Source organism: Mumia spirodelae (assembly GCF_050632745.1).
GTDB lineage: Bacteria > Actinomycetota > Actinomycetes > Propionibacteriales > Nocardioidaceae > Mumia.
In genome coordinates, this window is record NZ_JBODSD010000001.1 from 1,356,742 (window position 1) to 1,382,798 (window position 26,057).

21 protein-coding genes are annotated in these 26,057 nt (G+C 70.9%); 10 read left to right on the top strand and 11 right to left on the bottom strand.

The window, feature by feature from the left end; all coding sequences use genetic code 11:
- Positions 1 to 51 precede the first annotated feature (51 nt).
- Genes ACQSSQ_RS06675 through ACQSSQ_RS06690 form a run of 4 tightly spaced genes read left to right on the top strand, consistent with a single transcriptional unit; the run spans position 52 to position 4,884 of the window.
- Positions 52 to 1,764, top strand: a complete 1,713-nt coding sequence (locus ACQSSQ_RS06675; RefSeq protein WP_431326250.1) for a glycoside hydrolase family 13 protein — start codon at positions 52 to 54, stop codon at positions 1,762 to 1,764.
- A gap of 27 nt (positions 1,765 to 1,791) precedes the next feature.
- Positions 1,792 to 2,817 carry a LacI family DNA-binding transcriptional regulator gene (locus tag ACQSSQ_RS06680; RefSeq protein WP_431326251.1) on the top strand — a complete coding sequence of 342 codons (1,026 nt, stop codon included), beginning with the start codon at positions 1,792 to 1,794 and terminating at the stop codon, positions 2,815 to 2,817.
- Between the two features lie 10 nt (positions 2,818 to 2,827).
- Positions 2,828 to 4,198, top strand: coding sequence for a TrkH family potassium uptake protein (locus ACQSSQ_RS06685; protein ID WP_431326252.1), 1,371 nt, complete (start codon positions 2,828 to 2,830; stop codon positions 4,196 to 4,198).
- 11 nt (positions 4,199 to 4,209) lie between these two features.
- Positions 4,210 to 4,884, top strand: coding sequence for a potassium channel family protein (locus ACQSSQ_RS06690; RefSeq protein ID WP_431326253.1), 675 nt, complete (start codon positions 4,210 to 4,212; stop codon positions 4,882 to 4,884).
- A gap of 7 nt (positions 4,885 to 4,891) precedes the next feature.
- Here ACQSSQ_RS06690 and galE read toward each other — a convergent pair whose 3' ends face one another.
- On the bottom strand, positions 4,892 to 5,872 hold the full coding sequence (galE, locus tag ACQSSQ_RS06695; RefSeq protein ID WP_431326254.1) for a UDP-glucose 4-epimerase GalE: 981 nt from the start codon (positions 5,870 to 5,872) through the stop codon (positions 4,892 to 4,894).
- 10 nt (positions 5,873 to 5,882) lie between these two features.
- On the bottom strand, positions 5,883 to 7,022 hold the full coding sequence (locus tag ACQSSQ_RS06700) for a PQQ-dependent sugar dehydrogenase (protein WP_431326255.1): 1,140 nt from the start codon (positions 7,020 to 7,022) through the stop codon (positions 5,883 to 5,885).
- A 152-nt stretch (positions 7,023 to 7,174) separates the two neighbouring features.
- Here ACQSSQ_RS06700 and ACQSSQ_RS06705 point away from each other — a divergent pair, with 152 nt between their 5' ends.
- The 3 genes from ACQSSQ_RS06705 (at position 7,175) to leuS (ending at position 11,905) form a co-directional block, all read left to right on the top strand.
- Entirely contained in the window at positions 7,175 to 8,890 is a 1,716-nt protein-coding gene (locus ACQSSQ_RS06705) for a sodium:solute symporter family protein (protein ID WP_431326256.1), read from the top strand.
- A 13-nt stretch (positions 8,891 to 8,903) separates the two neighbouring features.
- Positions 8,904 to 9,188 (top strand): hypothetical protein, encoded by a 285-nt coding sequence (locus ACQSSQ_RS06710; protein WP_431326257.1) that lies wholly within the window; start codon positions 8,904 to 8,906, stop codon positions 9,186 to 9,188.
- A 224-nt stretch (positions 9,189 to 9,412) separates the two neighbouring features.
- Positions 9,413 to 11,905 carry a leucine--tRNA ligase gene (gene leuS, locus ACQSSQ_RS06715; protein ID WP_431326258.1) on the top strand — a complete coding sequence of 831 codons (2,493 nt, stop codon included), beginning with the start codon at positions 9,413 to 9,415 and terminating at the stop codon, positions 11,903 to 11,905.
- A gap of 60 nt (positions 11,906 to 11,965) precedes the next feature.
- On the opposite strand, the gene ACQSSQ_RS06720 is transcribed toward leuS, so the two are convergent.
- Positions 11,966 to 12,379 (bottom strand): hypothetical protein, encoded by a 414-nt coding sequence (locus ACQSSQ_RS06720; RefSeq protein WP_431326259.1) that lies wholly within the window; start codon positions 12,377 to 12,379, stop codon positions 11,966 to 11,968.
- A 110-nt stretch (positions 12,380 to 12,489) separates the two neighbouring features.
- On the opposite strand from ACQSSQ_RS06720, the gene ACQSSQ_RS06725 reads away from it, so the two are divergent.
- Positions 12,490 to 13,128 (top strand): MerR family transcriptional regulator, encoded by a 639-nt coding sequence (locus ACQSSQ_RS06725; protein ID WP_431326260.1) that lies wholly within the window; start codon positions 12,490 to 12,492, stop codon positions 13,126 to 13,128.
- A gap of 6 nt (positions 13,129 to 13,134) precedes the next feature.
- Here ACQSSQ_RS06725 and araA read toward each other — a convergent pair whose 3' ends face one another.
- From araA to ACQSSQ_RS06765, 8 genes are all read right to left on the bottom strand, one after another.
- On the bottom strand, positions 13,135 to 14,631 hold the full coding sequence (gene araA, locus ACQSSQ_RS06730; RefSeq protein WP_431326261.1) for an L-arabinose isomerase: 1,497 nt from the start codon (positions 14,629 to 14,631) through the stop codon (positions 13,135 to 13,137).
- Positions 14,628 to 15,326, bottom strand: coding sequence for an L-ribulose-5-phosphate 4-epimerase (locus ACQSSQ_RS06735; RefSeq protein WP_431326262.1), 699 nt, complete (start codon positions 15,324 to 15,326; stop codon positions 14,628 to 14,630). The genes araA and ACQSSQ_RS06735 overlap by 4 nt, the downstream gene beginning before the upstream one ends.
- On the bottom strand, positions 15,323 to 17,002 hold the full coding sequence (araB, locus tag ACQSSQ_RS06740) for a ribulokinase (RefSeq protein ID WP_431326263.1): 1,680 nt from the start codon (positions 17,000 to 17,002) through the stop codon (positions 15,323 to 15,325). Before araB ends, ACQSSQ_RS06735 begins: the two co-directional genes overlap by 4 nt.
- The gene (locus ACQSSQ_RS06745) at positions 16,999 to 18,027 is read right to left on the bottom strand and encodes a LacI family DNA-binding transcriptional regulator (protein WP_431326264.1); all 1,029 of its coding nucleotides are present in this window, start codon (positions 18,025 to 18,027) and stop codon (positions 16,999 to 17,001) included. The genes araB and ACQSSQ_RS06745 overlap by 4 nt, the downstream gene beginning before the upstream one ends.
- Complete coding sequence (gene yjfF, locus ACQSSQ_RS06750; protein WP_431326265.1) at positions 18,024 to 19,040, bottom strand: galactofuranose ABC transporter, permease protein YjfF; 1,017 nt, start codon at positions 19,038 to 19,040, stop codon at positions 18,024 to 18,026. The genes ACQSSQ_RS06745 and yjfF overlap by 4 nt, the downstream gene beginning before the upstream one ends.
- Positions 19,037 to 20,065, bottom strand: coding sequence for an ABC transporter permease (locus ACQSSQ_RS06755; protein WP_431326266.1), 1,029 nt, complete (start codon positions 20,063 to 20,065; stop codon positions 19,037 to 19,039). The genes yjfF and ACQSSQ_RS06755 overlap by 4 nt, the downstream gene beginning before the upstream one ends.
- Positions 20,058 to 21,632, bottom strand: coding sequence for a sugar ABC transporter ATP-binding protein (locus tag ACQSSQ_RS06760; RefSeq protein ID WP_431326267.1), 1,575 nt, complete (start codon positions 21,630 to 21,632; stop codon positions 20,058 to 20,060). The genes ACQSSQ_RS06755 and ACQSSQ_RS06760 overlap by 8 nt, the downstream gene beginning before the upstream one ends.
- A gap of 122 nt (positions 21,633 to 21,754) precedes the next feature.
- Positions 21,755 to 22,744, bottom strand: coding sequence for an ABC transporter substrate-binding protein (locus ACQSSQ_RS06765; protein ID WP_431326268.1), 990 nt, complete (start codon positions 22,742 to 22,744; stop codon positions 21,755 to 21,757).
- 517 nt (positions 22,745 to 23,261) lie between these two features.
- Between ACQSSQ_RS06765 and ACQSSQ_RS06770 the strand changes: the two genes are divergently transcribed.
- Positions 23,262 to 24,119 carry a DegV family protein gene (locus ACQSSQ_RS06770; protein WP_431326269.1) on the top strand — a complete coding sequence of 286 codons (858 nt, stop codon included), beginning with the start codon at positions 23,262 to 23,264 and terminating at the stop codon, positions 24,117 to 24,119.
- A gap of 257 nt (positions 24,120 to 24,376) precedes the next feature.
- A complete protein-coding gene (locus tag ACQSSQ_RS06775; RefSeq protein WP_431326270.1) occupies positions 24,377 to 26,032 on the top strand; it encodes a prealbumin-like fold domain-containing protein in 1,656 nt (551 codons plus the stop codon).
- The last annotated feature ends 25 nt before the right edge of the window (positions 26,033 to 26,057 follow it).

Genomic DNA, 26,057 nt, shown 5'->3' on the forward strand with positions numbered 1-26,057 from the left:
CTGGTTATGGTGTAATCGCTTCCACAAATCTCGGCCTGAAGGAGACCAGCGATGGCCATCGACCTGACCCCTCGCCTCGACGGACCCGTCCGTGAGACGCGCCCCGCGGGCGAGCGCGACTGGTGGCGCGACGCGGTCGTCTACCAGGTCTACCCGCGCTCGTTCGCCGACGGCGACGGCGACGGGACGGGCGACCTCCCGGGCATCGCGTCCCGCCTCCCGGCGCTCGCGGAGCTCGGCGTCGACGCCGTCTGGCTGTCGCCCTTCTACCCCTCGCCGCAGCGCGACGGCGGCTACGACGTGAGCGACTACTGCGACGTCGACCCCGCCTTCGGCACGCTCTCCGACTTCGACCGGGTCGTCGAGGTCGCCCACGCCCACGGGCTGCGGATGATCGTGGACCTGGTCCCCAACCACTGCTCGAGCGACCACGCGATGTTCCGTGACGCGCTCGCCGCGGCTCCGGGCAGTCGCGAGCGCGGCCGCTTCCACTTCCGCGACGGGCGCGGCGACGCGGGGGAGCTCCCGCCCAACAACTGGCAGTCGCACTTCGGCGGGTCGGCGTGGACGCGCGTCACCGAGGCGGACGGACAGCCCGGCCAGTGGTACCTCCACCTCTTCGACCCGAGCCAGCCCGACTTCAACTGGGAGGCCGAGGACGTCCTCGCGTACTTCGACCACGTCCTCGACTTCTGGCTCGAGCGCGGCGTGGACGGGTTCCGCGTCGACGTCGCGCACGCCCTCGTCAAGGCGCCCGGGCTGCCCGACTGGGGAGGCCGACCGGACGGCGCGTCCTCCCCGGGCTTCCCTGGCGAGGACGCCCCGATGTTCGACCAGCCCGGCGTGCACGCCATCTACGAGCGCTGGCGCGATCGCCTCGAGCACTGGGGGCACGACCGGATCCTCTGCGCCGAGGCCAACGTCGCCCCGCTGGAGCGGACGGCCAAGTGGGTGCGCCCGCGCGAGATGCACCAGGCCTTCAACTTCGCCTACCTCCACGCCCCCTGGGAGGCCGGCGCGCTGCGCCACGTGATCGACACGTCGCTCGCCGCGTTCGGCGGGGTGGGTGCCCCGAGCACCTGGGTGCTGTCCAACCACGACGTGGTCCGCCACCCCACCCGCTTCGCGCTGACCGACGCCGCCCACGTCGACCACGGCCACGGCATCCGCGCCGGCACGCCGCTCGACCCCGAGCGCGGCGAGCGGCGTGCGCGCGCCGCGGTCGCGCTCATGCTCGCGCTGCCCGGGGCGGTGTACCTCTACCAGGGCGAGGAGCTCGGTCTGCCCGAGGTCCTCGACATCCCCGACGAGGAGCGTCGCGACCCCTACTTCCTGCGCAGCGGCGGCTCGGTCGTCGGTCGCGACGGCTGTCGCGTGCCGATCCCGTGGGAGGCCGACGCCGCGGCGTACGGGTTCAACGACAGCGGACGCTCCTGGCTGCCGCAGCCCGCGCTGTGGAGCCGCTACGCCCGCGACGTCCAGCGTGCCGACGCGACCTCGACCCTGGCGCTCTACACCCACGCCCTCGCCACCCGAAAGGCCCTCGGGCTCGGCTCGGGTTCGCTAGTTTGGGTCCGCACCGACGAGCCCGCGGTGCTCGCCCTCGTCAACGGGGAGGTCCTGGTGGTCGCGAACCTGTCCGACCACCCGGTCCCCGCCGGCGCGGACGAGGTGCTCCTCGAGAGCGTCCCGGGCGCGGTGCAGGACGAGCAGCTGGCTCCTGACACGGTCGCGTGGTTCCGCGCGCCGTCCGGCTCGGCCTGACAGAAGGGTGACGGTGCGGTGGCGGGGGTGACGATCCGAGACGTCGCGGAGCGCGCGGGGCTGTCGGTCGCGACGGTGTCGCGGGCGCTGAGCGGACGGGGCCGCGTCTCGGAGACGGCGCGCACGCTCAGCGAGCAGGCCGCCCGCGAGCTCGGCTACGTCGCGTCGTTCACCGCCGCCAGCCTGGCCTCTGGGCGCAGCAAGAACATCGGGCTGGTCGTCCCGTGGGTCAACCGCTGGTTCTTCAGCACGATCATCGAGACCGTGTCGACGGTGCTCGCCGCGGAGGGCTACGACCTGACGCTCTACTACCTCGGCGGCGGCAAGCGCGAGCGCGACCTCGTCTTCAGCGACTTCCTCCTGCGCAAGCGCGTCGACGGGCTGCTCGCGGTGTCGCTCGAGCTCGACGACGCCGAGCGCGCCGACCTGCTGCGCGTCGGCACCCCGATCGTGTGCATCGGTGGCGTGATCCCCGGCGTCTCGACCGTCAGCATCGACGACTTCGCTACCGCGCTGCTGGCGACCGACCACCTGGTCGCCCTCGGGCACCGGCGGATCGCGCACATCGGCTGGGAGGGCGCCGGCGACTTCGCGCTCGCGACCACCCGTCAGGGCGGTTACGCGCAGGCGCTGCGCGGCGCGGGTCTGGAGGTCGCCCCGGAGCTGATCGCGCTCGGCGACTTCACGATGCAGGACGGGTACGCCGCCGCGAAGCGCCTGCTGTCCGACCCTCGCCTGCGGCCGACCGCGATCTCGGCAGCCTCCGACGAGCTCGCGATCGGGGCGATCGCCGCGGCGCGCGACCTCGGCCTCGACGTCCCGCGTGACGTGTCGGTGGTCGGGATCGACGGGCACGACCTCGGCGAGGTGTTCGGGCTGACGACCGTCGACCAGCACGTGCGCGAGCAGGCGACCCGGGCGGCCACGCTCCTTCTCGGCCAGCTCGACGAGGACCCCGCCGAGCGCGAGCCCGTCCACTCCGAGGTCGGGGTCGACCTCCTCGTCCGCTCGAGCACCATGGCTCCGCGCCCGTCGGGACCGCCGAACGGGTAGCGTGCCTCGCGTGGTTGTGTCCTCCCGCAGGCCGGGCCTGAGCGCGCTGCTGACCGCGCTGTCCCACCCCGTCCGCGTCCTTCCCGTCACCTTCGTGGTCGGGAGCCTCGTGGGGACCCTGCTCCTGCTGCTTCCCGGGATGCGCACCGAGGGCCAGGAGGGAGGGGCCTTCCTGCCGGCCGCGTTCACGTCGGTCTCCGCGGTCACCGTCACCGGGCTCAGCACGGTCGACGTCGCGTCGTACTGGACACCGCTCGGTCAGGTCGTCGTGCTGATCCTCGTCCAGATCGGCGGCTTCGGGTTCGTGACGCTGGCGACGATCCTCGGCGTCGTGGTCGGCGGCCGGGTCGGGCTTCGGTCGCGCCTGGCGACGCAGATGGACCTCCACCTCGTGAACCTCGGCGAGGTCATCCCGCTCGTGCGCCGCATCCTGATCACGATGCTCGGCTTCGAGGCGGTCGTCGCCGTCATCCTCACGATCGGCTTCGAGTCCCGCCACGGGGAGGGCTGGGGCCAGGCCGCCTGGCACGGCATCTGGTACTCCGTGATGGCGTTCAACAACGCCGGCTTCGCGCTGGCGCCCGACAGCCTCGTCCAGTACGTCGGCGACGCCGCGCTGATCCTGCCGATCTCGGTCGCCGTGTTCGTCGGCGCTATGGGCTTCCCCGTCCTCGCCGAGCTGTCGCGGCGGTGGCGCACCCCGGTGAAGTGGTCGATCCACACCCGTCTGACCGTGTGGGGCTCACTGCTCCTGCTCGCGGTCGGCACCGTGATGTTCGGGCTCGTCGAGTGGACCAACCCCGCCACGCTCGGACCCCAGTCCGTCGGCGAGAAGCTCGTCTCGTCGATCGAGGGCGGCGTCATGCCGCGTTCGGGCGGCTTCAACTCCGTCGACTACGGGGAGGCGCGGTCGGAGACGACCCTGATCGCGACCATCATGATGTTCATCGGCGGCGGCTCGGCGAGCACCGCCGGCGGCATCAAGATCACGACGTTCCTCATCCTGGGCTACGTGATCCTCGCCGAGGTGCGCGGCGACCCCGACGTGACGATCGGCTCACGTCGCATCGGCGCGAGCACGCTGCGCCAGGCGCTCACCGTGGCGCTGCTCGCCGTCATGCTCGTGGTGGGGTCGACGCTGGCGCTCCTGGCGGTCGCCGAGGTCTCGTTGGAGGAGGCGCTGTTCGAGGCGACGTCGGCCTTCGGCACCACGGGGCTGTCGATGGGCGTCACCGGCGAGCTCCCCGCGAGCGGCCAGGCGGTGCTCATGATCTTGATGTTGATCGGGCGCGTCGGTACGGTCGCGACGGCTTCCGCGCTCGCCCTGCGCGCCAGCCCGCGTCGCTTCCACCTCCCTGAGGAACGACCGATCATCGGCTAGGAGAATGCCCCGTGCCCAAGAACCCCACCCCACCGCCTGACGCGCCCGTGCTCGTGATCGGCCTCGGCCGCTTCGGCACGGCGGTCGCGTCGTCGCTGACGCGCCTGGGCCACGAGGTGCTCGCGATCGACGAGAGCATGGAGCTCGTGCAGAAGTGGGCGACGGAGTTCACCCACACGGTGCAGGCGGACTCCACCGACGAGGAGGCGCTGCGCCAGATCGGTGCCGACCAGTTCGACCGGGCGGTCGTCGGGATCGGCACCGACATCGAGGCGAGCGTGCTCACCGTCCTCACGCTCAACGAGCTCGGCGTGCGCGAGGTTTGGGCGAAGGCCATCAACAAGAAGCACGGCAAGATCCTCGAGCGCGTGGGCGCACGCCACGTCGTCTACCCGGAGTCGGCGATGGGGGAGCGGGTCGCGCACATGGTCGCGGGCTCGATGATCGACTTCATCGAGTTCGACGACGGCTTCGCGATCGCCCGGACCGCGGCGCCGTCGAGCGCGGTGGGCCGGACGCTCGCGGAGTCGGCGCTGCGCAGCCAGTACGGCATCACGGTGGTCGGCGTGAAGCGTCCGGGCGCCGACTTCACCTACGCACGGCCGGAGACGTTCGTCGGCGAGTTCGACGAGCTGATCGTCTCCGGGCCGACCAAGAAGGTCGAGCGGTTCGCCGGGCTGTCCTGAGCCGCCGTCAGTGCGGCGCGTCCTCGCCGAGGACGTGCACCCATGCGGCCCACGCGCTGCGGACCATGTCCTCGAGCGAGTGCCGCATCCGCCACTCCAGGTCCCGGGTCGCCAGCTCTCCCGAGGCCACGATCCGTGCGGGGTCACCGGGGCGGCGCGGAGCGGTCTCCGGGGTGAAGTCCACTCCGGTGACGTGCGCGATCGTGTCCATGATCTGCCGCACCGACACGCCCTCGCCGCTGCCGAGGTTGTAGACGTCCTCGAGGGTCGCCCCGGCGGCGAGCGACCGCGCGGCGACCACGTGGGTGTGCGCGAGGTCGGTCACGTGCAGGTAGTCGCGGACGCACGTGCCGTCCGGCGTCGGGTAGTCCGTGCCGTTGATCCTCGGGACGCCGCCGTCGGTGAGGGTCTTGAAGACCTTCGGGAAGAGGTTGTGCGGGCTCGAGTCGTACAGGTCGTCGTCGCCGGAGCCCACGACGTTGAAGTAGCGCAGCGAGGTCTGCCGCAGGTCGGTCGCCCGCGCCTGCGCCTGGAGGATCCACTCGTCCACCAGCTTGCTCTCGCCGTACGGCGACTCCGGGGACGTGGGCGTCTGCTCGGTGACGAGGTCGGTGTCCGGCGTGCCGTACACGGCGGCCGACGAGGAGAAGACGATCGACCTCACCCCGACGTCGGCCATCGCCTCGAGCAGGTGGAGGGTGCCGGTGACGTTCTGCTCGTAGGTGTGCAACGGGCGCTGCACGGACACGCCGGCGTACTTGTAGCCCGCGACGTGCACCACGCCCTCGACGTCGTGCTCACGCAGCGTCGTACGGACGAGGTCGGTGTCGGTCACGTTGCCCTCGACGAAGGGGACGTCGCCCGGCACGAACTCCCGGTGCCCGGACTCGAGCGAGTCGAGCACGACGACGTCGATGCCGGCGGAGGTGAACGCACGGACGACGTGGGATCCGATGTAGCCGGCGCCGCCGGTCACGAGCCAGGTCATGGCGTCGACCCTAGCCGACGGTCACGCGCAGGATCCGGTCGTCGTCGCCCGCCGGGTCGCCCCGTCCGTCGGTGTTGCTCGTGGTCACCCAGAGGCTCCCGTCCGGGGCCGCGACCGCGTTGCGCACGCGCCCGAGGTCCTCGTCGCCGAGGCGTCGCCGGGGGCGTCCGGCGTCGGTCCCCGACAGCGGGACCGCCCACACGCACTGCCCACGCAGGGCCGCGACGTACGCCGTCCCGTACGCGATCCCGACCCCGGCCGGCGACGCGTCGTCGGTGCTCCACCACGCCTTCGGGCCGATGACCCCGCGCTCGTCGGTGGGCCCCTCCGTCTGCGGCCAGCCGTAGTTGCCGCCCCGCTCGACCAGGTTGAGCTCGTCGGTGGTCTGGTCCCCGAACTCCGAGGCCCAGAGACGACCCTCGGCGTCGAAGGCGAGGCCCTCGACGTTGCGGTGCCCGTAGGACCACACGCGGTTGCGGAACGGGTTGCCGTCGGCCGCCCTCCCGTCCAGCGTCATCCGCAGGATCTTGCCGGACGGGGAGTCGACGTCCTGGGCGCGGTCGCGCTGGCCGGCGTCCCCCGTGCTCGCGTACAGCATCCCGTCAGGGCCGATCACGAGCCGGCCCCCGTTGTGGTTGAACGCCCGGGGGATGCCGTCGAGCAGGACCTGCGGTCGCCCGAGGCGCCGCCCGTCGTACGACATCCGCACGATGCGGTTGTCGTCGGGGGAGGTGAAGAACGCGAGCACCGCGTCCTCGTCCGGGGTGAGGACGAGACCCATCAGCCCGCCCTCGCCGCTGTCGGTGTCCACGCCGGGGACCTCGCCGACGGTCTCCTTCGCCCCGTCGCCCACCCGCACCACGCGCGCGGTGTCGCGCTCGGTCACCAGCGCCCCGCCCGCGCGCAGGAACGCGATGCCCCACGGCACCGTCATGTCCTCCGCGACGACGCCGTCGATCCGCAGACGCGTCGGGTCGGCGGGTGCGGACGGGCTCGGCGCCGGGGGAGTCGTCGACGGGGGCGACGTCGGCTCGGTGGTGGGCTCGGTCGTGGGGGTCGGACCGGGGGAGCCGTCACCGCTGCACCCTGTGGCGAGGCCTGCCCCGGTCGCGGCGAGCGCCACGAGGAGCTCGCGGCGTGTCAGCGTCATGGGGACCAGTCTGGCGTACGACGCGGCCGTGGACACGCCGCGCGCGGCAGCCGACGGCGCCGTTCGTTCGACCTGCCGATGCCCGGGCCTCGGAGTAACGTGCCGAGCGGGCCAGGCCCCTGACCCGACGACCACTGATTGCGGGAGGGCGGATGGACGGCAGCGTGCTGCTGGCAGCGGACGACACGTTTCGTCTCGACACGGGATTCTCCGACTACCTGATCATCGCGATCTACTTCGCCTTCGTCCTCGGCATCGGCATCCTCGCCAAGCGCCAGGTCTCCAGCAGCATCGACTTCTTCCTCTCGGGACGGTCGCTGCCGGCGTGGGTGACCGGCCTCGCCTTCATCTCGGCGAACCTCGGCGCGGTCGAGATCATGGGCATGTCGGCCAACGGCGCCCAGTACGGCCTGCCGACGATGCACTACTTCTGGATCGGCGCGGTCCCGGCGATGCTGTTCCTCGGCATCGTGATGATGCCCTTCTACTACGGCTCGAAGGTGCGCAGCGTCCCCGAGTTCATGCGGATGCGCTTCGGCACCGGCGCCCACCTGGTCAACGCCCTGAGCTTCGCGATCGCGCAGCTGCTGATCGCCGGCGTCAACCTCTACCTGCTCGCGACCATCGTCGAGGTCATCCTCGGCTGGCCGCTGTGGGTGTCGCTGATCGCGGCCGCGGTGGTCGTCCTCACCTACACCACGCTCGGTGGTCTGTCCGCCGCGATCTACAACGAGGTGCTGCAGTTCTTCGTGATCGTGGCCGCACTGCTGCCGCTCACGCTGGTCGCGCTGCACAAGGTCGGCGGCGTCAGCGGCCTCACGGACAAGATCTCGGCGACGCCCGGTGGCGACGAGCAGCTCTCGTCGTGGCCCGGGACCAACCTCACCGGCATCGAGGACCCGTTCTGGTCGGTCGTCGGCATCGTGTTCGGTCTGGGCTTCGTGCTCTCCTTCGGCTACTGGACGACGAACTTCGTCGAGGTCCAGCGGGCGATGGCGTCGAAGTCGATGTCGGCCGCGCGCAGCGCCCCGATCATCGGCACCTTCCCCAAGATGTTCGTGCCGTTCATCGTGGTCGTGCCCGGCATGATCTGCGCGGTCCTGGTGCCGGAGATGATCGCGCTGAAGGCCGGCGAACCCGACGCCGGGGTCGACTACAACGACGCGATCCTGCTGCTCATGCGCGACCTGCTGCCCAACGGCATGCTCGGCCTCGCGATCGCCGGCCTGCTCGCGTCGTTCATGGCCGGCATGGCGGCCAACATCTCGGCCTTCAACACGGTGTTCAGCGTCGACCTCTGGCAGCAGTACGTCCACAAGGACAAGCCGGACGCCTACTACACCGCGGTCGGACGGTGGGCGACGGTCGCCGCGACCGTGGTCGCGATCTTCACGGCGCTGATCGCCTCGGGCTACTCGAACCTCATGGACTACCTCCAGACGCTGTTCGGGTTCTTCAACGCGCCGCTCTTCGCGACGTTCATCCTCGGCATGTTCTGGAAGCGCATGACGGCGACCGCTGGCTGGGTGGGCCTGGTCTCCGGCACGGCGGCTGCCGTCGTGGTCGCGATCCTCAGCGAGGACGCGCTCGGCACGCTGAGCACCGGCGTCCTGCCGCTGTCCGGCCAGGGTGCCAGCTTCGTCGCCGCCAGCGCCGCCTTCGTGGTCGACATCGCGGTCAGCTGGGTCGTCAGCCTCGCGACGCAACCGAAGCCCGCAGCCCAGCTGCGCGGGTTCGTCTACTCGCTCACGCCGAAGGACCAGCTGCGCGACCCGCTCGCGCACCTGCTGCCCTGGTACCAGCGCCCGACGGTGCTCGCCTCGATCTCCTTGGTCCTGGTGGTCACCCTGAACATCATCTTCTGGTGAGAGGAGCCCCGTCATGGCTGAGCGCAAGAGCCGCTTCAAGATCGCGTCGGCATTCGACATCCGGACGATCATCGGGGCCCTGCTGGGCATCTACGGCGTGATCCTCACGTTCCTCGGCATCTTCAACGCCTCCGACGCGGAGCTGGAGAAGGCCGACGGCTTCAACGTCAACCTCGTCAACGGCCTCATCCTGCTCGGGGTGGCCGCGCTCTTCATCGTCTGGGCGATCGTGCGGCCGCTGGTCGTCGAGGAGGTGCCCCCGGAGGCGCTCGAGGACCACAAGGCCGGACCCGAGTAGCCCGCAGGCTCGTACGCGGCGACCGGCGGGCGCTCTCCCGCCGGTCGCCGCGCTAGCATGGGCGGCATGTACGGCACGCTCCTCCTTCCCCAGCCGCACTGACCGAGCCGGTCAGCGCGGCAGCCCCTCTGCGACGAGGGGCTGTTCTGTGTACGGGGCCGGTCGGCGGCCTCGTACGAGGAGGGCAGTCGTACGAGCGAGACATGTTTGCGGAGGAGACCCAGGTGAGCACCCAGCACGGCGAGGCGGCGTCGTACGACGTCCGCGCGGTCCAGGACAAGTGGCGGGCGGTGTGGGACGAGCTCCGGCCGTTCGACGCCGACGGCGCCGACACCGGACGCGAGCGCCGCTACGCGCTCACGATGTTCCCCTACCCCTCCGGCGACCTCCACATGGGTCACGGCGAGGTGTTCGCGCTGCACGACGTGCTGGCGCGCTACTGGCGCCTGAAGGGCTACGACGTCCTCAACCCGATCGGCTGGGACTCCTTCGGCCTGCCCGCCGAGAACGCCGCGATCAAGCGCAACGAGAACCCCGCGACGTTCACCTACGACAACATCGAGACGCAGGCCGAGTCGATCCGCCGCTACGGCGTGAGCTTCGACTGGACGCGCCGCCTGCACACGTCCGACCCGGAGTACTACCGGTGGACGCAGTGGCTGTTCCTGCGGATGTTCGAGCGCGGCCTGGCCTACCGCAAGGCGTCGTACGTCAACTGGTGCCCCAACGACCAGACCGTCCTCGCCAACGAGCAGGTCGTGCAGGGCTTCTGCGAGCGCTGCGGCGCCGTGGTGACCAAGCGCGAGCTCACCCAGTGGTACTTCAAGATCACCGACTACGCCCAGCGGCTGCTCGACGACATGCAGCAGCTCGAGGGCACGTGGCCCGAGCGCGTCCTGACGATGCAGCGCAACTGGATCGGACGCTCCGAGGGCGCCTGGGTCGACTTTCGCCTCGCCGATGGGCGCAGTGAGGGCCGCGAGGAGCCGATCCGGGTGTTCACCACCCGTCCGGACACGCTGTACGGCGCGACCTTCATGGTCGTCGCGCCGGACGCGAAGCTGGCCGCGGAGATCGTCTCCGACGAGCACCGCGCGGAGTTCGACGCCTACCTCGAGCGCACCAAGCAGGCGACCGAGATCGAGCGTCAGTCGACCGAGCGGCCCAAGACCGGGGTCTTCCTGGGCGTCCACGTGACCAACCCGCTGACCGGTGAGGCGATGCCGGTGTGGGCGGCCGACTACGTCCTCGCCGACTACGGCTCCGGAGCCGTCATGGCGGTCCCGGCCCACGACCAGCGCGACCTGGACTTCGCCCGGAAGTACGACCTGCCCGTGCGGCGGGTCGTCGACGTGCCGGGGGAGGACAACCCCGAGGAGACCGGGGTCGCGACCACGGGCGACGGGGCGTACGTCAACTCGCCGGCTCTCGACGGCGTCACCGACAAGGTCGAGGGCATCGCGGCGATCATCGAGCGGCTCGCGGCCGACGGCGTCGGAGAGGGCACGATCAACTTCCGGCTGCGCGACTGGCTGCTGAGCCGGCAGCGCTACTGGGGCTGCCCGATCCCGATCGTGCACTGCCCGGACTGCGGCGAGGTCGCGGTGCCGGACGACCAGCTGCCGGTCGAGCTGCCGTACCTGACCGGCTCCGACCTGGCCCCCAAGGGCACCTCGCCGCTGGCCGCCGCGACCGACTGGGTCAGCACGACCTGCCCGCAGTGCGGCGGTGCCGCGCAGCGCGACACCGACACGATGGACACGTTCGTCGACTCGTCGTGGTACTACCTGCGCTACTGCTCGCCCGGTCTGGCCGACGCGCCGTTCTCGCCGGAGGACGTCAAGCGCTGGATGCCGGTCGACATGTACGTCGGTGGCGTCGAGCACGCGATCCTGCACCTGCTCTACAGCCGCTTCTTCACCAAGGTCCTGCACGACATGGGCCTGGTGGACTTCGTCGAGCCCTTCAGCGCCCTGATGAACCAGGGCCAGGTGATCAACGAGGGCAAGGCGATGAGCAAGTCGCTGGGCAACGGCGTCGACCTCGGCAAGCAGATCGAGGAGTTCGGCGTCGACGCGGTGCGCCTGACGCTGGTGTTCGCGGGTCCGCCCGAGGACGACATCGACTGGGCCGACGTCTCGCCCGGTGGGTCGTCCAAGTTCCTGCAGCGCGCGTGGCGCGTCGCCCACGAGGTCGCGAGCGAGCCCGGTGCCGACCCGGCGGAGGGCGACGTCGCCCTGCGTCGCGTCACGCACCGCACGGTGGCCGACGCCGACCAGCTCTACGACTCCAAGCGCTTCAACGTCGTCGTCGCCCGCGTCATGGAGCTGGTCAACGCGACCCGCAAGACGATCGACGCCGGGGCGGGCGCCGCCGACCCCGCGGTCCGCGAGGCGTCGGAGGTCACCGCGATCCTGCTCAGCACCGTGGCGCCGTACGTCGCGGAGGAGATGTGGGCCGAGCTCGGTCACGCCCCGTCGGTGTCGCAGCAGGCGTGGCCGACGGTCGATCCGGCGCTGCTGGTCGACGAGACCGTCACGTGCGTCGTCCAGGTCAAGGGCAAGGTCCGCGGCAAGATCGAGGTCCCGCCGTCGATCTCCGACGAGGAGCTCCAGGCGCTCGCGCTGGCCGAGCCCAACGTGGCGCGGCACCTCGAGGGCGCGGAGATCCGCAAGGTGATCATCCGCGCCCCGAAGCTCGTCAACGTCGTGATCTGACGCCGGCTGGTCGGTCGAGCAGACCGGAGCGCTGGCGGAGGTCGTATCGAGACCCAGCCCTCACGCGCTCGCGCCCGTCACCACGAGGCTGATGCCCGTGGCGGCGAGCCCGAGGGCGAGCACGCCCGCACCCGCCCACACGAGCGCGACCAGCCGTCCGGGGCGCTGGGGGTCCGTGCCGAGCACCGCCAGGAAGAATCCCGCAGGCATCACGATCGCCGCCACGAGCACGCCCAGAGGGCCGATCCACTTCCAGGGGTCCGCCACGTCTGCGGCGTTCGTGAGCAGGAGCGTCACGAGACCGAGGATCACGAGCACGCCGGCGTGCGCGTGCCCCGCGCGGAAGAAGGACGTCTGCAGGGCGTTCGCGGGCTGCCTGCCGCCGACGACGCGGAGCAGGAACGCGCCGCCGGACTCGATCGTGATCACGGTGAGCACCACGATGCCGGCGGTGACGGTGGATGCGGCGTCCATCGGAGATCTCCTCTGCGACACGCGACCCTCCCGATTGGAGAGTTGCACTATCCAATATTAGATAGTGCTACTCTCCAAGTCGTCAAGGGAGTTCCCGGACGGGAGGGACGATGCGGATCTCCGAGCTCGCCCAGGCGTCGGGCGTCGCCGTCGCGACCATCAAGTACTACCTGCGCGAGGGGCTCCTCCCCGCGGGACGGGCGACCAGCGCCACGCAGGCGGCGTACGACGACAGCCACCTCCAGCGGCTCCGGCTGGTCCGCTCGCTCGTCGAGGTCGGCGGGCTGCCGCTGGCCAAGGTCCGCGCCGTCCTGGACGTCCTGGAGGACCCCGGGCCCGACCCGTACGCGGCCGTCGCGTCCGCGCTCGCCGCGCTGCCGCCGTACGTCAGCAACGAGCCGCCGCACCGCCGGGCCACGGAGGCGCTCGACGCGATCGGTCTCGCCCACGAGCCGGACTCGCCGGCCGTCGCCCAGCTCGAGGCCGCGCTGGTCGGTCTCGAGGCTGCCGGGCGCCCCCTGGACGCCGGGGCTCTCGGTCGGTACGCCGAGCAGATCGCCGTCATCGCGCAGCGCGAGGTCGCGTCCGTCGAGCGGGACCGAGACTCTGCGGCGCCCGACCAGCTGGCCGACGTGGTCCAGGACGTCGTGCTGGGGACGATCCTGGTGGAGCCGGTCCTCCTGGCGCTGCGCCGCCTGACCCACGCGGCGCTCTTCCGCGAGCGCCACCCCCAGGCCGACGGCGGGTGACGGGACTCAGAACCCCGCCGCGAGCCGGTAGTACGCCTGGTTCCAGCGCAGCTCCTGGCGCAGCGTCCGCGTGTCGGTCGACGCGTCGATGTGGACGATCTCGGTACGCAGCATCTCCGCGAGGTCGTCGAACTCCTCGAACCCGACCGCCGTCGTCAGCACGGTGTGGTGCGGACCGCCGGTCATCAGCCACGCCTCGGCGGCCGTCGTGAGCGACGGGTGCGCCTCCCACACCGCGCAGGCGACGGGGAGGCGCGGCAGCGGCTCGTCAGGCTCGACGAGCGTCACGTCGTTGGCGCTGAGACGGAAGCGGTCACCCAGGTCGGAGAGCCCGACGACGATGCCCTCCCCGGGGTCGGCCACGAACCTCATGCGCACCGGATCGTCCCGCTCGCCCATCGACAGCGCATGGGCCTCGACCGTCGGACGGTGCGAGGTGAGGGTCGGGCAGACCTCCAGCATGTGCGCGCCGAGAGACTTCATGTTCCCCGGCTCGAGGTGGTACGTGTAGTCCTCCATGAACGACGTGCCGCCCGGCCTCCCGGCCGCCATCGTCTTCGTCGCACGGACGAGCAGCGAGGTCTTCCAGTCGCCCTCGCCGCCGAAGCCGTAGCCGTCGGCCATCAGCCGCTGCACCGCGATCCCCGGCAGCTGCCGGAGGCCGCCGAGGTCCTCGAAGTTCGTGGTGAACGCCCCGAACCCACCCTCGGTGAGGAAGGTACGCAGCCCGGCCTCGAGCCGTGCGGCGTACAGCAGGGCGTCACGGCGGTCACCGCCCTCGCGGAGCGCGGGTGCAACGTCGTACAGCTCGTCGTACTCGGTCACGATCTTCGCGACGTCCTCGTCGGCCACCTGGTCGACGACGGCGACGAGGTCGTTGACCCCGTAGGTGTTCACCGAGACCCCGAACCGCAGCTCGGCCTCGACCTTGTCACCCTCGGTGACCGCCACGTCCCGCATGTTGTCGCCGAAGCGCGCCACCCGCAGCGAGCGCACGTCCGCGTACGCCGCCGCGGCGCGCGCCCAGGTCGCGACGCGGCTCCCGACCGCAGGATCGGTGACGTGCCCGGCGACGGTCTTGCGCGGGATCCCGAGCCGGGTCTGCACGAACCCGAACTCGCGATCGCCGTGAGCCGCCTGGTTCAGGTTCATGAAGTCCATGTCGAGGGTGGCCCACGGGATCCCGACGTGGTGCTGGGTGTGCAGGTGGAGGAGGGGCTTGGCGAGCGCGTCGAGACCGGAGATCCACATCTTCGCCGGCGAGAACGTGTGCATCCACGCGACGATCCCGGCGCAGGAGTCGTCGGCGTTGGCCTCGAGGACGGTGCGGCGGATCGCGTCCGACGAGCTGAGGACCGGCTTCCACACGACCGGCAGAGCGAGGTCCTCCGTGCGGTCGAGCGCCGCTGCGATCTCGCGCGACTGCGCGGCGACCTGGCGGAGGGTGTCGTCGCCGTAGAGGGTCTGGCTCCCGGTCAGGAACCACAGGGCGCGATCGGTCATCGAAGCTCTCTCTCCTCGGCCTGCTGGCCGTAGACGTTCTGGTACCGCTCGTACAGCCGGTCGACGTCGTCGGGCGCGATCGGCAGCGGGTCGCCGATCTGACGGCTGATGTGGACCGTGCGGGCGACGTCCTCGCACATCACCGCGGCCTTCACGGCCTCCTTCGCGCTGCGTCCGACGGCGAACACCCCGTGGTTGCGCATGAGGACGGCCCGCGACCGGCTCCGCGCGAGCGTCTCGACGACCCCGCGCCCGATCGAGTCGTCGCCGATCAGCGCGAACGGGCCGACCGGGATCTCGCCGCCGAACTCGTCGGCGATCATCGTCAACGTGCAGGGGATCGGCTCCCCGCGCGCCGCCCACGCCGTCGCGTACGTCGAGTGCGTGTGGACGACCCCGTTGACGTCGGGTCGATGGCGGTACACGTAGGCGTGGGCCGCGGTGTCGCTCGAGGGCGCCAGGTCTCCGTCGAGCAGACGCCCGTGCAGGTCGGTCACGACGATCGCCTCAGGGGTGAGGGCGTCGTACGAGACTCCGCTCGGCTTGATCACGAGCGCGTCCTCGTCCGGGACCCGCGCCGAGACGTTGCCGGCGGTCCAGACGACGAGCCCGTAGCGGGTGAGCTCGGCGTGCAGCTCGCACACCTCGCGCCGCAGCCGCTCGATCGTGCGGCGCACCTCGTCCACCACGGTCATCGCACCGGCTCCGGGCTCAGGGACGCCTGGTCGCGCAGCGCCCGGAGCCGGTGCATGACGTCGTTGCCGCCCCGGCCGAAGTAGTCGTGCAGCCTCACGTACTCCGCGTACAGCCGGTCGTACGAGCGCGCACGCTCCTCGTCGGGGACGTAGACCGCCTTGCGCACCGACCCCATCGCCTTCGCGGCGGCGCGTATGTCCGCGTACGCGCCAGCCGCGACGGCTGCATGGAGTGCGGCACCCAAGGCGGGGCCTTGTGCCGACCCGACCACGGACAGCGGCAGCCGGGTCACGTCGGAGTAGATCTGCATCAGCAGCGGGTTGCGCGCCAGGCCGCCGGCGACGATCAGCTCGGCGACCGGCACCCCGTTCGTGACGAAGGCCTCGATGATGGTCCGCGTGCCGAACGCCGTCGCCTCGATCAGGGCGCGGTAGACGTCCTCGGGTCGCGTCGCGAGGGTCTGGCCGAGCACGAGGCCGGAGAGCCCGTGGTCGACGAGCACCGACCGGTTGCCGCTGTGCCAGTCGAGCGCGACGAGCCCGTGCTCGCCGACCGCCTGCTCCGCGGCGAGCGCGGTGAGGTGCTCGTGCACCGTGCGACCGGCAGCCGCCGCGTCGGCGTGGACGTACGCGGGTGTGCCGTGCTCGACGAACCAGGCGAAGATGTCGCCCACACCGCTCTGGCCCGCCTCGTACCCCCAGCGTCCGGGGACGATGCCCCCGTCCACGACGCCGCACATCCCCGGCACCTCGCGCAGGACCGACGAGCTCATGACGTGGCACGTCGACGTGCCCATGATCGCGACCATCTGCCCGTCGTCGACGGCCTGCGCAGCGGGAGCGCTGACGTGGGCGTCGACGTTGCCGACCGCGACCGGGATCCCCGCGGGGAGACCGGTCCACGCGGCCGCCTCAGCGGTCAGCACCCCGGCGCACGTGCCGAGCTGCGCCACCGGCTGCTCGATGTGAGCGTTAACAAAATGGCCGAACGCGGGATGCAGGGCAGCGAGGAAGTCCGGGTCCGGATAGTGCCCGTCCTGGTAGATCGCCTTGTAGCCCGTCGCGCTCGCGTTGCGCACGTAGGTCCCGCACAGCCGCCAGACGATCCAGTCCGAGGCCTCGACCCACCGCTCCATCGCGGCGAAGAGGTCGGGGTCCTCCTCGAGCACCTGCAGCCCCTTCGCGAACTCCCACTCCGACGAGATGAGGCCGCCGTACCGGCCGAGCCAGGGCTCGCCCCGCTCGACGGCCAGGGCGTTGATCCGGTCGGCCTGCCGCTGGGCCGCGTGGTGCTTCCAGAGCTTCACGTAGGCGTGCGGACGGTCTGCGTACGCGGGGAGCTCGCACAGCGGGGTGCCGTCGGCGGTCGTCGGAACCATCGTGCACGCGGTGAAGTCGGTGGCGATCCCGATCACGTCGGCGGGATCGATGCCGGCCTTGCGGACCGCCTCCGGGACCGCGGTGCGCAGGACGTCGAGGTAGTCCGACGGCACCTGCAGCGCCCAGTCGGCCGGCAGCCGGCGCTCGGGCAGCCCCGGCAGCGCCTCGGTGAGGACACCGTGGGCGTACGTCGTCTCCGCGCTCGCGATCTCCCTGCCGTCCGCGACGGCGACGACGAGCGCCCGCCCCGACAGCGTGCCGAAGTCGACACCGACGACGTACGCGTCCTTGCTCATGACGACGCCTCCGGCCGGAAGGGGCGCGCGGTGCTGGCGCGCAGGATGACGTCGGGCGAGACGAGGCGCTCGAGGTGCGGCTCGACGCCCTTGATCCCGGCCTCGAGGAAGGCGATCGCGCGTCGGCCCACCTCGACGAAGTCCTGCCGGACCGTGGTGAGAGGCGGTTGCAGGTACTCGGCCTCCGGGGTGTCGTCGAAGCCCACCACGCTCACGTGCCGCGGCGCCGGCCTCCCGCCTTCGTGGTAGGCGCGCAGGAGGCCGATCGCCATCTGGTCGTTCGCGACGAAGACGGCCGACGTCTCGGTGTCGGCGACGAGCGTGCGGCCCGCCGCGTAGCCGCTGCGCGCCGACCAGTCGCCATGCAGCAGCGCACCCGGCTCCAGGTCGGCGTCGGCCAGAGCCGCGCGCCACCCGGCCTCGCGGGCATCGGCCTCCGTCCAGCTGCGTGGTCCGCGCACGTGCGCGATCCGCCGGTGGCCGAGCTCGACCAGGTGAGCAGTGGCGGCGTACGCGCCGGCCTGCTGATCCACCCCGACGACGTTCGTCGCCTTGGAGAGGTCGCCCTCGACCACCACGAACGGCACGCCGAAGTCCTGGTGGCTCACCAGCTCCAGCGCCTCGACCTGGCCGGCGATCATGACGATGCCCTCGACGGCCTGACGCAGGAGGTGGTCGATCGCGTCGGTCAGGGTCGACGCGGTCACGGTCGCGAGGCTGACCGAGCCGGCGAACCAGCCTGCGCTACGTGCGGCGTCCTCGATCGTGCGGTGGATGCTGTTGGGTCCGTACAGCCCGCTGCCCGTGCTGATGATCCCGATCGTCGACGAGCGACGCGTGACCAGGGCGCGTGCGGCGGTGTTCGGCCGGTAGCCGAGCTCGCGGATCGCGGACTCGACCCGTTCGCGCGTCGAGGGCCGGATGTTGGGCGAGCCGTTGATGACGCGCGAGACGGTCTGGTGGGAGACGCCCGCGGCCCGCGCGACGTCCGCCATCACGGGCGGGGTGTGGCGGTCGGTGCTCACGAGACCTCCCTCCGGGTGAAGAAGCGTTGCAGGACGACGAAGACGAGCAGCAGCACACCGATCGAGATCTTCGTCCACCACGAGCTCAGTGTCCCGTCGACGGAGATGAACGTCTGGATGGTGCCGAGCACGAGCACGCCGAGCAGCGACCCGATCACCAGCCCGTACCCACCGGTCAGGAGCGTTCCCCCGATCACGACCGCGGCGATCGCGTCGAGCTCCATGCCGACCGCGTGCAGGCTGTAGCCCGACAGCATGTAGAGCGAGAACAGCAGACCGCCGAGCGCCGAGCAGAACCCGCTGATCGCGTAGACGCCGACCTTGACGCGGGCCACCGCGAGACCCATCAGCATCGCCGAGCTCTCGCTGCCGCCGACGGCGTACACGGTGCGGCCGAAGCGGGTCAGGTGCAGGATCCATGCCGCGACCAGCACGACGGCGAGCGCGACCAGGACGGTCGGGGTGATGTACAGGTCCCCGGGCAGCGTGATCGACGCGGCCGAGAGCGACTGGAAGGTCTCGTCCTTGATGGGGATCGACTCGACGCTGATGAGGTAGCAGAGACCACGGGCGAGGAACATCCCCGCCAGCGTCGCGATGAACGGCTGCACCTCGAAGTAGTGGATCACCAGGCCCATCGCCGTGCCGAGGACGGTCCCGGTCAGCAGCACGGCGACGATCGCCAGCGCCGGGGGCCATCCCGCCCGCAGCGTCGAGGCCGCGATCATCGTCGAGAGGGCGACCACCGAGCCGACCGACAGGTCGATGCCGCCGGTGAGGATCACGAACGTCATCCCGACCGCGAGCACGATCAGGAACGCGTTGTCCACGAAGAGGTTGAGGACGACCTGGGGCGAGGCGAACCCCTCGTACCGGATCGAGCCGACGCCGAACATCCCGACGAGGAGCGCGAGGGTCGCGAGCACGGGGAGCAGCTGCGAGGGAGGGGAGTAGCCCCGCAGACGGCCGGCGAGCGACTGCCCGGCCACGTCGGGGGTGGTGACGGTGCTCATGCTCGACCTTCCTTCGCGAGGGAGGGGCGGGTGCGTCGGTGCCGCCAGACCGCGGCGCGTGCCTTCGGCGACTGGAGGAGGCACACCGCGATGACGACGACGGCCTTGAAGAGGTAGTTCGTCTCCGACGGGATCCCGATCGTCGGGATGGCCGTCGACAGCGTCTGGATGAACAGGGCGCCGACCAGGGTGCCGGTGAGGGAGAACCGCCCGCCCGCGAGCGACGTACCCCCGATCACCACGGCGAGGATGGCGTCGAGCTCGATCCAGAGCCCGGCGTTGTTGGCGTCCGCCGCGCTCGTGTTGGCGGCGATCATCAACCCGGCGAGGCCGGCGCAGAACGCCGAGAAGACGTACACGGTCCACAGGATCGTCCGTGAGCGCACCCCCGCGAGCCGGCTGGCCTCGGGGTTGATGCCGACGGCCTCGACCAGCATGCCGAGCGCGGTGCGCCGGGTGGCCAGCCCGGTGACCGCCAGGACCGCCAGCGCGACGAGGATCGCGATCGGCAGCGTCAGGAAGTAGCCGGTCCCGAGCGCCTTGAAGAACGCGTTGTTCACGGTGGTGATCTGGCCGCCGGTGACCAGCATCGCCAGGCCGCGCCCGGCGGTCATCAGCACGAGCGTCGCGATGATCGGCTGGATCCCCAGGACCGAGACGAGGAAGCCGTTCCAGAGCCCGAGGAGGATGCAGACGGCGAGGGCCAGCGTCATCGCCGTGATCGCCGTCCCGGCCGATCCCGGGTCGGGGGACCCCGCGATGTGGACGCAGGCGACAGCTCCGGCGATGGCGGCGATCGCACCGACCGAGAGGTCGATGCCACGGGTCGCGATCACCAGCGTCATCCCGAGGGCGACGAGCAGGATCGGCGCGCCGTTCCGGGCGATGTCGACGAGGCTGCCGTAGAGGTGACCGTCCTGCATCCGGACCCGGAGGAACGACGGCTCCGCGATCGCGTTGACCGCCAGCAGCAGGACGAGGGCGAGCACGGGCCAGAAGAGGCGGTGCCGAGCGAGCTCACGCACGAGCAGCCTCCTCGTCGCGAGCGATGATGGCCATGAGGTCGGCGGTCGTCGTCCCCTCGTTGGCGATCTCGTCCACCTTGCGGCGGTCGCGCATCACGACCAGCCGGTCGCTCAGACGCAGCACCTCCTCCAGCTCGGCGGAGATGAACACGACACCCATGCCCTCGCGGGCGAGGTCGTCGACCACCTGCTGGATCTGTGCCTTCGCGCCGACGTCGATGCCGCGGGTCGGCTCGTCGAGGACGAGCAGGTCGGGCTGCACGATCAGCCATCGGGCGAGCAGGACCTTCTGCTGGTTGCCCCCGCTGAGGTTGCGCATCAGGGCGTCCGGGTCCGCAGGGCGGATGTCGAGCGCGTCCAGGTACTTCCTGACGAGCTGGTCGCGGGTCCGCGGCGGCACGGGCCGCAACCAGCCGCGGGATGCCTGGAGGCCCAGCAGCATGTTCTCGGCCACGGTGAGATCGCCGAACACGCCCTCCGAGCGCCGGTTCTCGCTGGAGAACCCGATCTTGTGGTCGACCGCCTTGCGGGGGGAGCGGAGGTGCACCCGCCGCCCGTGGACCTCGATCGTCCCGCTGTCGGCGGAGTCGGCCCCGAACAGGAGCCGGGCGAGCTCGGTACGGCCCGAGCCCAGCAAGCCGGCGATGCCGATCACCTCACCGCCGTACACGTCGAGGTCGACGGCGGCGAGTGCGCCCTTGCGGCCGAGGCCTGCCGCGCGCAGGACAGGCGTACGGCGGTCGTCGGGCTGGCGGGAAGGCTCCCGGTCGAGCCGCTCGAGGACCTCCAGGTCTCGTCCGAGCATCTCTTCGACGAGCTCCAGCCGGGTGACGTCGCGGGTGAGGTGCTCGCCGACCAGGCGTCCGTTGCGGAGCACCGTCATCCGGTCGGAGATGGCGAACACCTGCTCGAGGAAGTGCGAGACGAAGAGGATCGCGACGCCCTGGTCCCGCAGCGTACGGATCACCTCGAACAGCTTGGCGACCTCCTCGCTGTCGAGGCTGGCGGTCGGCTCGTCGAGGATCAGCACCCGAGCGTCGATGTCGACCGCGCGGCCGATCGCGATCAGCTGCTGGACGGCGATCGGGTGCTCGCCGAGACGGGAGCGCGGAGAGACGTCGAGCCCGAGGCGGGCGAGCACCTCGCTCGCGCGCCGGTTCATGCGCCGGTGGTCGATCCGGCCGAGGCGGCGAGGCTCTCGGCCGAGCAGCATGTTCTCCGCGACGCTGAGGTTCGTGCACAGGTTGACCTCTTGGTACACCGTGCTGATGCCGGCGTCCTGCGCCGTCGCCGTACCGGCGAAGTGCTGTTCCTCGCCGCCGACCTCGATCGTCCCCGCGTCGATCGCGTAGACACCGGTCAGGGCCTTGATCAGCGTGGACTTGCCCGCGCCGTTCTCGCCCATCAGGGCGTGGACCTCGCCCGGGAACAGCCGGAAGCTCACCGCGTCGAGTGCCCTGACGCCCGGGAAGGTGATCGTGATCCCGGTCATCTCGACGACCGGCTCCGCGCCGCGTGCTTCGCCGCGTTCGCGCGTGCCCGAGGAGGGGTACGCATCAGCGGACATGTGGGTCATCTCGTGTCCTCGAGTCGTCGTGGGTCGGTGGGTGGTGCCCGCCGCCGCGAGTGGGCGGCAGCGCCGGGACCGCTTCGAGAGCGGGCCCCGGCGCCACGGCCGCGGCGTTCCCGTCAGTACTGGCGGTCGGGTAGAGCAGCCTTGGCCTGCTCCTGGTCGAAGGTCGCCTCCTCGGTGACCACGCGCTCGGGCACCTCTTCTCCCGCCACGACCTTCTCGGCGAGGTCCATCAGCTGGGGGCCGAGAAGCGGGTTGCACTCGACGATGAAGTTGATCTTCCCCTCCGCCAGGGCGGTCATCCCGTCCTTGACGGCGTCGACGGTGATGATCTTGATGTCCGTGCCGGGCTTCTTCCCGGCAGCCTCGATGGCCTCGATGGCCCCGAGTCCCATGTCGTCGTTGTGGGCGTAGACGACGTCGATGTCGGGCTGGGACTTGAGGAAGGACTCCATGACCTTCTTGCCCCCGTCACGGGTGAAGTCGCCGGTCTGCGAGGCGACGACCTCGATCCTCGGGTCGGCGCCGATCTTCTCCTTGAAGCCCTCGGCGCGGTCGATCGCGGGGGCGGCCCCGGTCGTCCCCTCGAGCTGGACGACGTTGATCTTGCCGTCCTTGTCGGTGTCGGCCTCGTCGGCGTTCTCGACCAGCCAGTCGCCGGCCTTCTCTCCCTCGAGGACGAAGTCCGACCCCAGGAACGTCTCGTACAGCGAGGTGTCGTCGGAGTCGACGGAGCGGTCGGTGAGGATCACGGGGATCTTCGCCCGCTTGGCCTCCTGGAGGACCGTGTCCCAGCCGGTCTCCACCACGGGGCTGAAGGCGATGACGTCGACCTTCTGCTGGATGTAGGACCGGATGGCCTTGATCTGGTTCTCCTGCTTCTGCTGGGCGTCGGAGAACTTGAGGGTGACACCCTCGGCCTCCGCGGTGTCCTTGATGGACTGGGTGTTGGCGGTCCGCCAACCGCTCTCGGCACCGACCTGGGCGAAGCCCATGGTGATGCTGTCGTCGTCGTCCGACGCGTCGCTGCTTCCGCCGCTCCCGCACGCGGCGAGGGTCCCGACGAGCACGGCGCCGACGGCGGCTGCGCTCACTCTCCTGAACATGAGGTTCCTCCGTCTACGGAGCCCGGCACCGGGTCCGGTGCGGGGCGTGGGTCGCAGGCGGACAACTGCTCCCCGGTCCTCGACGTGACGGGCGCCACATCGATGGAGAGAATTGTTAACGTTCACATTTCCGGGCGTCAAGGGGGATGGCACATCTTCTCCGGAGGTGTCGTGGGCCCCGTCCGTGACGCCTGCGACGTCCGTCCGGATCGCGGCGACACCGATCGGCGTCGCATCGTCGCAGGTCGGAGGCGCATATCGCGATGAGCTCGGTCGCGCTCTCAGAGCCTTCTTGAGGGAGTCGCCGGGCCGGGCGGGCCGGATTCTCTGCAGCGTCGCCGTCCCGGCTGCCCCGGCGAAGCATGTCCAGAATGGGCGGTTCTGTTAACGATCACATCGCCTCGTACGGATGATCGGGGTCGCAGGCGGGAGCGCCCACGTCGTCGGCGGGACCCCGACGTCGGCGCCGCCGGCACGAGCAACCGCTACCACGCCCGACTCCGACTAGTCTCGCCCCATGACCCTCGCCATCGTGACCGACTCCACGGCCTCGCTGCCGGCCGACTTGGCGTCGGCGCGCGAGGTGACGGTCGTCCCGCTCGAGGTGGTGGTGGACGCCCGCTCGTACACCGAGGGCATCGACGTCACGCCCGAGGACCTGGCCCGGGCGCTGCGGGCCGGCCGTGCCGTCAGCACCTCGCGTCCTTCTCCGGAGCGCTTCGCCCGGACGTACGCCGACCTGGTGGACCGGGGTGCCGAGGCGATCGTCTCGATCCACCTGAGCTCCCGCGTGTCCGCGACGTTCGAGTCCGCTCAGATGGCGGCCCAGGACTGCGCGGTCCCGGTGAGCTGCGTCGACAGCCTCCAGGTCGGGATGGCGACCGGGTACGCGGTGCTGTCGGCGGCCGACGCGCGCGACGCGGGGGAGTCCGCCGACGACGTCGCGAAGGCGGCGCGCGACCGATCCGAGCGGGCCACGACGTACTTCTACGTGGCGACGCTCGAGCACCTGCGCCGCGGCGGCCGGATCGGGACGGCGTCGGCCCTGCTGGGGTCCGCGCTGTCGGTCAAGCCGATCCTCGGGGTCCAGGACGGCCAGGTGCGCCCGATCGAGAAGGTACGCACGTCGGCGCGCGCGATCGCCCGGCTCGAGGAGCTGACGGCACAGGCCGCGGCCAGCCACGGCGACCGGGTGGACGTGGCGGTGCAGCACCTCGACGCCGACGCGCAGGCGCGGTCGCTCGCCGACCGGCTGGGGGAGTCGCTGGGGCTCTCCACGGTGGACGTGATGGAGGTCGGCGCGGTGATCGGGGCCCACGTCGGCCCGGGTCTCCTCGCGGTGACGGTGTCCGGCCGGCCACCGGTCGACGTCTGATCGCAATCGCCGCTGCGGAGTTCCGCAAACGCCCCTAATTCACCGCAAGGCGGTCATAGTTTCGGTGATCGGAACACGGTGTGACGGGCGGAGCTCGGCCGTGACGCCGCCTCGTGGGCCCAGTCGGCCCACTCGGGTCGACTGTGGACTTCTCGTAGGGGGGAACCATGTTCGATCACGCGCGAGAGTCGAGGAGGAGCCCTTACCGTTGGCTCGTCCTCGGTGCGCTCCTCTGTCTGGTGAGCCTGGGTCTGAGCGTGCCCGCTTCCGGAACGGTCACCAGCGACTCCGGGTTCGAGGCGGCCGACGGCAACCTCGCCGTCAACTCGACGTTCGACTGGAACGGTTTCGCGCCGACGGTCTGGACGGGCACCGCGCCGTACCGGACGACCCAGAAGACGGTCGCGAGCGGCTGGGCCCTGACCGGGCTGGAGGACGCCCAGGCCACGACGTCCGACACCGCCTTCGCCGGTGGTGTCAAGCAGGACGACGACTGCGCCGTCGTGGGTGCCGGCAAGGCGCCGAACAAGGACGACCTGAAGCGGATCTACGTCGGCAGCAACACCGTCGGCGGCGACATCTTCCTCACGCTCGCCTGGGCCCGCATCAAGCAGAACACCACGTCGCCCTCCGCCCACGTCGGCTTCGAGTTCAACCAGGGCGAGACGGCGTGCGGAGGGTCGTCGGACGGCCTCGTCCGGCGTACCGCCGGTGACATGCTGATCGTGTACGACTTCGAGGGCGGCTCCGCGGACACTCCGCGGCTGACGCTGCGGCGCTGGGTGACCTCGGGCAGCTGCGAGGTCGGCAGCAGCGCACCGCCGTGCTGGGGGCCGGCGACGGACCTCACCGCGCTCGGGTTCGCCGAGGCACGCGTCAACACCTCGCTCGTCGGTCCTGTCAGCGACCAGATCGCACCGTCGCCGGAGACGCTGGGCGTGAACGAGTTCGGTGAGGCCGGGATCAACCTGACCGACGCCGGCGTGTTCACCGGTTCGGAGTGCGTCGCCTTCGGCAGCGCGTTCGGCGTGAGCCGCTCCTCCGGCAACTCGGCGCAGGCGCAGATGAAGGACCTGGTCGGTCCGGGCGAGATCAACATCACCAACTGCGGCCGCGTCGTGATCCGCAAGGCGACCGACCCGAGCCCCGACCCGACGGACTCCACCTTCACCTACGCCACCACCGGAGGCCTCTCGCCGAGCACCTTCTCCCTGAAGGACGGCGACGCGCAGGACTACGGCGGCGAGGTGTTCGCGGGGCAGTACACCGTCACCGAGGACGATCCCGGTCCGACCTTCGACCTGGACGAGGTCACGTGCGAGGCGTCCGACACGACGCACGGGACGACGATCCAGATCAACGGCGCGACGGTCTCGTTCGACCTGAAACCGCTTGACACGGTCGACTGCACGTACGTCAACGATCTCCGCACCGGGGCGATCGAGATCACGAAGACGCGCAAGCACGCCGCCGACGGTCCGGGCGACCACCCGCACGCCGGCGTCGACTTCGCCGTGACCGGCACCGGGGTCGACACCACGGTGACGACGGGTGCCGACGGCACGGCCTGCGTCGACGGACTGCTGTTCGGCGACTACACGGTCACCGAGGACACCCCTGCGGGCTACGCAGCCAACGCGCCGCAGGGCGTCACGGTGAGCGCGGTCTCGACGTGCGGTGACGGCAACGAGGTGGCGGTCAGCTTCCACAACACGCCGCTCACCGACGTGACGGTGTCGGTCGACTCGCAGGTCGTCGGCGGGACTGCGTCGTCGATCGTGTGCACCGACGCCGACGGGAACGTGGTCAGCGGTACGACGGGGGCGGGCGGTGACGGGTCTGTCACCGTCGGCGACCTTCCGCCGACCGATCCGAGCGTGACCCTCACGTGCGAGGTCACGGTCGATCCGTAACCACGGATGATGTGCCTGGGGACGC

Bases quoted from the DNA above. Each gene is read 5' to 3' on its own strand.
- ACQSSQ_RS06765 (WP_431326268.1), bottom strand. From the start codon at position 22,744: ATGTTCAGGAGAGTGAGCGCAGCCGCCGTCGGCGCCGTGCTCGTCGGG.
- ACQSSQ_RS06760 (WP_431326267.1), bottom strand. From the start codon at position 21,632: ATGTCCGCTGATGCGTACCCCTCCTCGGGCACGCGCGAACGCGGCGAA.
- ACQSSQ_RS06705 (WP_431326256.1), top strand. From the start codon at position 7,175: ATGGACGGCAGCGTGCTGCTGGCAGCGGACGACACGTTTCGTCTCGAC.
- ACQSSQ_RS06675 (WP_431326250.1), top strand. From the start codon at position 52: ATGGCCATCGACCTGACCCCTCGCCTCGACGGACCCGTCCGTGAGACG.
- ACQSSQ_RS06735 (WP_431326262.1), bottom strand. From the start codon at position 15,326: ATGACCGTGGTGGACGAGGTGCGCCGCACGATCGAGCGGCTGCGGCGC.
- ACQSSQ_RS06720 (WP_431326259.1), bottom strand. From the start codon at position 12,379: ATGGACGCCGCATCCACCGTCACCGCCGGCATCGTGGTGCTCACCGTG.
- araB (WP_431326263.1), bottom strand. From the start codon at position 17,002: ATGAGCAAGGACGCGTACGTCGTCGGTGTCGACTTCGGCACGCTGTCG.
- araA (WP_431326261.1), bottom strand. From the start codon at position 14,631: ATGACCGATCGCGCCCTGTGGTTCCTGACCGGGAGCCAGACCCTCTAC.
- ACQSSQ_RS06725 (WP_431326260.1), top strand. From the start codon at position 12,490: ATGCGGATCTCCGAGCTCGCCCAGGCGTCGGGCGTCGCCGTCGCGACC.
- ACQSSQ_RS06710 (WP_431326257.1), top strand. From the start codon at position 8,904: ATGGCTGAGCGCAAGAGCCGCTTCAAGATCGCGTCGGCATTCGACATC.
- ACQSSQ_RS06700 (WP_431326255.1), bottom strand. From the start codon at position 7,022: ATGACGCTGACACGCCGCGAGCTCCTCGTGGCGCTCGCCGCGACCGGG.
- ACQSSQ_RS06770 (WP_431326269.1), top strand. From the start codon at position 23,262: ATGACCCTCGCCATCGTGACCGACTCCACGGCCTCGCTGCCGGCCGAC.
- yjfF (WP_431326265.1), bottom strand. From the start codon at position 19,040: ATGAGCACCGTCACCACCCCCGACGTGGCCGGGCAGTCGCTCGCCGGC.
- galE (WP_431326254.1), bottom strand. From the start codon at position 5,872: ATGACCTGGCTCGTGACCGGCGGCGCCGGCTACATCGGATCCCACGTC.